This is a genomic window from Mesorhizobium sp. M7A.F.Ca.MR.362.00.0.0 (genome assembly GCF_004023175.1).
Classification (GTDB): Bacteria; Pseudomonadota; Alphaproteobacteria; order Rhizobiales; family Rhizobiaceae; genus Mesorhizobium.
Window position 1 is genome coordinate 1 of record NZ_RZTF01000266.1, and the last position, 5,525, is coordinate 5,525.

At 62.7% G+C, this 5,525-nt stretch carries 6 protein-coding genes and 2 pseudogenes; 5 read left to right on the top strand and 3 right to left on the bottom strand.

Annotation, left to right across the window (positions count from 1 at the left end; translation table 11 throughout):
- Positions 1-264 precede the first annotated feature (264 nt).
- The 4 genes and pseudogenes from EOC06_RS25895 to EOC06_RS25910 all read left to right on the top strand — a co-directional run.
- A complete protein-coding gene (locus EOC06_RS25895) occupies positions 265-717 on the top strand; it encodes a hypothetical protein (RefSeq protein ID WP_127268684.1) in 453 nt (150 codons plus the stop codon).
- A gap of 133 nt (positions 718-850) precedes the next feature.
- Positions 851-1,441 (top strand): TetR/AcrR family transcriptional regulator, encoded by a 591-nt coding sequence (locus EOC06_RS25900; RefSeq protein ID WP_128309115.1) that lies wholly within the window; start codon positions 851-853, stop codon positions 1,439-1,441.
- Positions 1,438-2,276, top strand: a pseudogene (locus EOC06_RS25905) (EamA family transporter). Before EOC06_RS25900 ends, EOC06_RS25905 begins: the two are co-directional and overlap by 4 nt.
- A gap of 28 nt (positions 2,277-2,304) precedes the next feature.
- Positions 2,305-2,621, top strand: a pseudogene (locus EOC06_RS25910) (LysE family translocator); the annotation flags it as partial.
- A 21-nt stretch (positions 2,622-2,642) separates the two neighbouring features.
- Here the strand turns inward: EOC06_RS25910 and EOC06_RS25915 are convergent.
- Positions 2,643-2,948, bottom strand: coding sequence for a transcriptional regulator (locus tag EOC06_RS25915; protein ID WP_127319031.1), 306 nt, complete (start codon positions 2,946-2,948; stop codon positions 2,643-2,645).
- Between the two features lie 465 nt (positions 2,949-3,413).
- Positions 3,414-4,286, bottom strand: a complete 873-nt coding sequence (locus EOC06_RS40945) for a hypothetical protein (protein ID WP_206517174.1) — start codon at positions 4,284-4,286, stop codon at positions 3,414-3,416.
- 126 nt (positions 4,287-4,412) lie between these two features.
- On the opposite strand from EOC06_RS40945, the gene EOC06_RS25930 reads away from it, so the two are divergent.
- Positions 4,413-5,009 carry a glutathione S-transferase family protein gene (locus EOC06_RS25930; protein WP_127319025.1) on the top strand — a complete coding sequence of 199 codons (597 nt, stop codon included), beginning with the start codon at positions 4,413-4,415 and terminating at the stop codon, positions 5,007-5,009.
- Positions 5,010-5,132: 123 nt separating this feature from the next.
- Here EOC06_RS25930 and EOC06_RS43515 read toward each other — a convergent pair.
- Positions 5,133-5,525, bottom strand: a 393-nt coding sequence (locus tag EOC06_RS43515; protein WP_245470071.1) for an outer membrane protein, incomplete at its 5' end; no start/stop codon positions are given.

A 5,525-nucleotide genomic window follows, 5' to 3' on the forward strand; every position in this document is an offset into this window, starting at 1 on the left:
TGCACAGGCTGCTTGCGGTGGGGCGGCCGGCGCACTGGTCGCTGGAATGGCTGGCCGGCGAGCAGGCTTGAGGCGGTCTCATCGACGACCCGAGGACCGCGTGCTCTTGGGTCTGGATATGAACGTGCCAGAGCCATTCCGGTGCGTGCAAATTCGGCTTTGGTCAAAAAGCGGTTTCAAACTGGGAAACCATTGTCAACGCAACCGCTTGACCGCCGCCGAGCGAATCCGCACAGTGCGCGCAATCGACCTTGAGAGGCTGCCATGACTCGCTTCGCCAAATCCGCCCTTGCCGCCCTGATTTCGCTCTTCACCCCGCTTGCTGCGCCTCTCGGTATCACTCAGACCGTGCAGGCCGCCGATCTTACGGTCTATTCCGATGAAGACAGCGGGGTCTGCGGTCAGCCCTGGGTACTGAACAAGATCACCAGCCGCTTTTCCTATCAGGTGCATCACGTGCCGCATCTGCCTGACGTGCAGATCACCGATTTCCGGCGCATCCACCAGCATCGCTATCTGGCGGCCAACGATACCTGGCCGATCGGTCGCCGTTATTGCGGCGCCACCGTCAGCCTGTCCGACGGCCGCGATCGCACCATCTGGTACCTGATCGAGGAAGGCCAGGGCTTTGCCTCGATCGGCGACAATGTCGAATTCTGCGTCTCGGGCTTCGACCGCTGGATGGTCTACAACGGCCGCTGCCGCATTCTGCGCTAGACCCGGTTTCCCCTTCCAATCTCTTTCGCGCCTGTGGCCTGATCGGCCGCAGGCGTTTTTTCGTGCCGTTGACAGCAGGTTCGATCCATCGCATACAGGCGAGACAGACCTGTCTCACTACTAGGTAACCTCCATGACGCCGTCGTCCGCTTCCGGCAAGCGCCAACACGTCGTTGACACGGCCTACGTGCTGTTCAAGCGCGCCGGCTTCCATGCCACCGGTATCGACCGGATCATCGCCGAAGCCGATGTGGCCAAGATGACGATGTATCGCCACTTTCCCAGCAAGGACGAACTGATCGTCGAGGTGCTCGACTATCGCGCTATGCGTTTCGACCGCCAACTCGACCGGCTCGCCCAGGAGGACGTTCCGCCGGAGCAGAAAATCGGAAAAATCTTCGACTGGCATGCACGCTGGTTCCGCAGCCCGGATTTCCATGGCTGTCTGTTCGCACATGCGCTGGCCGAGTTCGGCGATCCCGGGCATCCGATTTTCGAGGCCGTTGTCAGGCAGAAGAACGGCCTCAAGCGGCGCATGCAGTCTATCCTCGAAGAGATGATGCCGCGCGGCCGCGCCGAGAGCGTGGCGGCGACGCTGCTTATGCTGATCGAAGGTGCGACCTTGCTGGCGCAGATGGGGCAGGCCGAAGCCGCCATTCGCGACGCCCGCAAGGCGGCCATGGGCGCCATGGGCATCGTCGCCGCCTCGCGCCGGCCGCAATGAGCCCGCTGGTCATCGGGCTCGCATTGTTTGCGGCGATCCTGCACGCAAGCTGGAACGCGTTCCTGCGCACGGGGGCCGACAGGTTGTGGACCGTCACCGTCATGAGCTTTTCAAGCACGGCGCTCGCCATCCCCTTCGCCTTCTTCCACGACCTTCCGGCCGCGCCGGCCTGGTCCTATATATCGTGCTCTCGGCCTGCCTGCAGGTTGGCTACACCTTGTTTCTCGTGGCCGCCTACAGATATGGCGAACTGGGGCAGGTCTATCCGATCGTTCGCGGCAGCGTGCCGCTGCTTGTCACGCTCGGCGGGTTCTTCCTGGCCAACCAGCAGCTCACTCTGCCGCAGACCGTCGGCGTCGCGCTGGTCGCTGGCGGCATCATGGGTCTCTCGCTCGGACGGGGCAGGGCCGCCACGACATCGATATTCTATGCATTGGCAACGGGAGCGATCATCGCCGCCTATGCGACGGTCGATGCGCTCGGCGTTCGGGCGGCGGGAAATGCCGGCGCCTACACCGCATGGGTCCTGCTGATCTACGGCGCGTTGCTGCCGGCGGCCTTCGTCGCCTGCCGTGGCCGGCTCATTGTCGACCTGCGCGCGCCTGAAACCTGGAAGGCGCTGGGCGGAGGCCTGTTTGCACTTCTGGCCTACGGTGTCGTGGTCGCGGCCTTCGCGCTCGGACCAGCAGGTCCGATCACCGCGATCCGCGAAACCAGCGTCGTCTTCGCGGCCTTCATCGGACGCCTGTTCCTCGGCGAGATGCTAACGCCGCGGCGGGTCGGCGCCTGCGCTATCGTCGCGCTCGGCGCCATCTGCCTCGGCTATCAGCCGTGACGGAAATGCGGATCGCGAAGATTCTGGACTGCAGCCCGTCTCAGGACGGCGAGGGCTGCTGACGATTTTTGCCACCGGCATCGCGCTCAATCTTGGCAATCCGAAAATGCCGTTGTTCTACGTCGCGCTGTTGCCTAGCGGCGTCGGCGCATCGCTCAATGCTGCTCATCTTGGTGTGCTGATGATGGTGATCCTGGCCGTTGAAGCGGTGGTGATCGGCGTTCATGTCATCCTCGCCGGCCGCGCCCGCAGCCTGTTGCGTACGCCAGGGATCGTACGCCGGGTGACCGCGCGGCGGGCGGTGTGATGATCGGCGCCGGCGTTGCCGTTGTTGCCGCGCGCTGAGCGGATTGCCCAGTCGCCACGCTATTTCCTGCGCGGCATCGCCTGATCGATGATCTTGCGCAGGAATGCGGCGTGGCCGCGGAATGCGCGCCGTCCGCTGGTCGTCGCCCTGACGCGCGTCTGCGGCCGGCGGCCGACGAACAGCTTTTCGATGTCGACATAACCGGCCCTGGCCAGCGTATCGAGATGCGCGCCGAGATTCCCGTCGGTGACGTCCACGATGGCCTTCAGCCCGGTGAAGTCCAGCGTTTGGCGCCTTTCCAGCATGTTCAGCGCGGCCATGATCCTGAGCCGAGTGCTCTGGTGGATGATTTCGTCGGCACTCATCGATCGGCTCCGGTGCAGCCAAGCCGGAGGCCACCGACAACCATGCCGCCGCCGTGGCGGACCGTCTTGGCAATCTCGAACGGCGACAGCGCCATTTGCCCCTGTGCGATGGACATCGAAGTACTCCGGCATGCCGTGCAGAATACTCTGCCATATAGAGTAGTCTGTCAATTCACGAGCAATCGGGTCTGCGATCGCGCTTGACAAGGTGATGCGTTGGCCGGCTGTCGCATTGCAGTATAGATCGTCCGCCTGCATGAGATGATCGCAGCGCTGAGGCTGTGGTCATGATATCGGCGAACGAAGATCGACACGCAAAGCTGCTCGCTGATCTTCGGAGCTTCACGAGAAGAGCGCTCCCGCGGAGTGTGGAGAATGTCGGCGACACATTCTAGCCGATGGTCGAAGATCAGTAGTGAATTTCTGCGACGATCAGCACGATCATGTGCCGATCGTAACCGAAAGTTAAGTTGCGAAAATCAGTCTATTGCTTCGCTGGCTAGCAAGCCGCGAGTCAGATATGCATGAGCGCGCCGGGTCATTACGGCCGTCGGCACAACGGAAGGGGCATCGCATGGCTAAGCAGTCATCCAAAGCGCCGGCGTCGAAGGCACCGGCAAAGAAAGCACCCGCAAAAGCAGCGACGGCGAAGGTCGCAGCTGCAGTGAAGAAAGCAGCACCCGCTGCCAAGCCGAAGGCCGCGGCGGCCAAGGCAAAAGCAGCACCGGCCAAGAAGCCGGCAGCGAAAGCTGCTGCGAAACCGGCAGTGAAGAAAGCAGCACCCGCCAAGGCAGCGGCAAAGCCGGCGGCGAAGGCGGCACCAGCCAAGAAGCCTGCAGCGAAGGCTGCGGCGAAACCCGCAGCGAAGAAGGCAGCACCTGCAAAAAAACCGGCTGCCAAGGCTGCACCTGCCAAGGCTGCACCGGCCAAGAAGCCGGCTGCGAAGGCTGCTCCGGCAAAGAAGGCTGCGGCAGCGAAATCTTCAGCACCGGTGAAGAAAGCGGCACCTGCGGCCAAGCCGAAGGCAGCACCCGCGAAGGCCGGCAAGAAGTAGTCGCGTCTTCCCTCGCCGGGGGCGGTGCCGAAACAGTCAAGGGCGGGTGCCCGACAGGCGCCCCGTTCGTTGTTTGGCAGTCGGAAGGCGAGAACAGAGGCGGACGGAGGATATCTTTTCGCAGCTCCCAGGACTTCGCCATAGGGCGGAGTCCGGTGGGGCTTTTTGTGCCATTCATGCGCTTGATGAAATATCGGCGCGAGGCCCTTCGGTCTTGGCTGTCGGCTGAGTGATCCCTGCGATTCTGGCAACTCGGCGACTATGTGATCAAGCACCGTCTTCATGGAGCGCTCGCCAAACGGCCCCGGCCGATGAGTCCGCTCGCTGGCGGCCGGGTTTTCCGCTTCTGGCCATTGCTCGATCGCGCCTGATCGGTCAACACTGCCGGCCTGCAAAACAGGAAACCGATCATGCCCAGACTGCTCTATGCGTCCTCCTCTCCCTACAGTTCCAAAGTGCGCATGGCAGCCGCCTATGCCGGCATCGACATCGAAACGGTGGCGGTCAAAACGGACGACAAACCGGCCGAACTGATCGGCGCCAACCCGCTCGGCAAGATCCCGGTTCTGGTGCTCGACGACGGCCGCTCCATCCACGACAGTCGCGCCATCACCCAGCATCTCAACCGTTTGTCGAAGAGCGCGCTTTTTCCACGCAATCCCGACAAGCGGCTCGAGGCGGAAGTGCTGGAAGCATTGGCCGACGGCATTTGCGACTGCGCGCTGTCGATGGTCTATGAACGGCGCACGCGGCCCGAGGAGATGGTCTATCAGCCCTGGCTCGATCGCCAGTGGGCGAAGATCACGGCGGCACTCGACCTGCTGAATGCCAACCCGCCGAAGCTGCCGAAGAAGATCACCGCCGGCCAGATGGCGCTGCGCGCCTGCCTTGGCTATCTCTCGCTGCGTTTTGCCGGAAAATGGGAGAAGGGTCGCGCCCGGCTGACGCGATGGGCAGCACGCTTTGACGAGAAGTTTCCGGAACTGAAGCCCTGCATTCCCGGTTGACCGCCGATTACCCCGGAATTGATTTCCCGGGTTATCGGTTCGATCACCGCCCGGGAAAATCACTCAGACACAAAAAAAAGCCGGGCGCGAGGCCCAGCTTTTTCGTGTCGTGGCTTGAACGACTTAGAACTTCATACCGACGCCGAAGGTGACGCGGTTGTCGGTGGCCTTGACCTTGCCGATACCGTCGAAGCTCTTGCTGCCGAAGTCGGTGTAGCGGTACTCGACGCGGCCGAAGACATTGTCGGTCAGCTTGATGTCGGTGCCGAGACCTGCGGTCCAGCCGAGCATCGTGGCGCGGTCCGAACCGTATGCGTCGTCTTCGACCTTCAGGCTCCTTCCGGCGAGACCGCCGGTGCCATAGAGCAGGATTTCCGGGGTCACGGCGTAGCCAAGACGGGCACGCAACGAACCTTCGAAGCCAGCCTTGGAATTGACGCCATTCTCGTCGCCCTTGACGCCGTTGTAGCCGAGTTCGGCTTCAGCGCCGTAGACGAAGTTCTCCTGCTGCCACTG